Source organism: Variovorax glucosi (genome assembly GCF_051216695.1).
Taxonomy (GTDB): domain Bacteria; phylum Pseudomonadota; class Gammaproteobacteria; order Burkholderiales; family Burkholderiaceae_C; genus Variovorax.
This window is the reverse complement of the sequence record NZ_JBPJZE010000213.1, coordinates 1-1,207: the sequence shown is the minus strand read 5'-3', so window position 1 is coordinate 1,207 and position 1,207 is coordinate 1. Positions and strand designations below refer to the sequence as shown.

General features: G+C 67.2%; 1 protein-coding gene and 1 pseudogene. Both read left to right on the top strand.

Annotation, left to right across the window (positions count from 1 at the left end; translation table 11 throughout):
* Positions 1-778: zeta toxin family protein (locus tag ACSFA3_RS24385; RefSeq protein WP_435507957.1), on the top strand; the 778-nt coding region annotated here is incomplete at its 5' end.
* A 3-nt stretch (positions 779-781) separates the two neighbouring features.
* Positions 782-1,207, top strand: a pseudogene (locus ACSFA3_RS24380) (2-keto-4-pentenoate hydratase); the annotation flags it as partial.

Genomic DNA, 1,207 nt, shown 5'->3' with positions numbered 1-1,207 from the left:
CAAGCTCGAAAAGCTCCTGGAGCAGACGCAAGGCCCGCGTCCGGTGGCCTTCGTCCTGGCCGGCCACAACGGGTCCGGCAAATCGACGCTCTGGTATTCGCGCCTGGCGGCGTCGCTGCGGATGCCGCTGGTCAACGCCGACCGGATGATGATGTCCATCCTGCCCGATGCAGACCCCAGGACGGGGCACATCCCCGTCTGGGCCCAGCGCCTGCGCGACGACGACGAGAAATGGCAGATCCTGTCGCAGGAAGGCGTGCGCGCCTTCAAGAGCCTGGTGATGGACCAGCGCATGCCCTTCGCGTTCGAAACCGTTTTCTCCCACTGGAAGCCGCTGCCCGGCGGCGGCCATGAGTCGAAGGCGGACGACATCCGCGCGATGCAGGAGGCGGGCTACTTCGTCGTGCTGCTTTTTGTCGGCCTGATCTCGGTGGACATGTCCGTCTTCCGCGTGAGCACGCGCAAGCAGCAGGGCGGCCACGACGTGGACCGCAAGAAGCTCATCGAGCGCTTTCCCCGCACGCAGGCAGCCGTGGGGCATGCGGCGCAGATCGCCAACATGACGCTGATGTTCGACAATAGCCGCTCCGAGAAGGACGCTTTCGCGCTGGTGCGGGCGCAGGCGAAGAGATCGATCCTTTTCGACGCGCGCGATCCCCAGTTCAACGTCGACCCCGGGCTGCGGGCCGTGTGCGATCCATGGCTCGAGAAGGTGGCTGGGCCGTTCAGGCGACCGCGCGTCTCGCCGCCGAAGAAGACAGTGCCGCAGCAAGGTTGATGCATGACACCCCAAGCCGTTCTCGACCACTACGACCAGGGGCTCCTGTGGCCCGCCGATCGCGCGCTGCCGATCGCCGCGGACGTCGACGCCGCCTATCAGCAGGCGCTGGCCCTGCGCGCGCTTCGCACCGGTCGCGGCGAGCGGCCTGTCGGCTACAAGATCGGTTTCACCAACCGCACGATCTGGCCTCGCTACGAGGTCTACGCGCCCATCTGGGGCACCGTGTGGAACACGACGCTCACGCGCAGCAGCGGTGGCACCGGCGAGGTGAGCCTTGACAGGCTCTGCCAGCCGCGCCTGGAGCCTGAGATCGTGTTCGGCATGGCCGCGACACCGCCGCGCGACGCCACGCTGGAAGAACTCTTCGGCTGCATCGCGTGGCTCGCACCGGGTTTCGAGATCGTGCAGTCGCACCTGCCTGGCTGG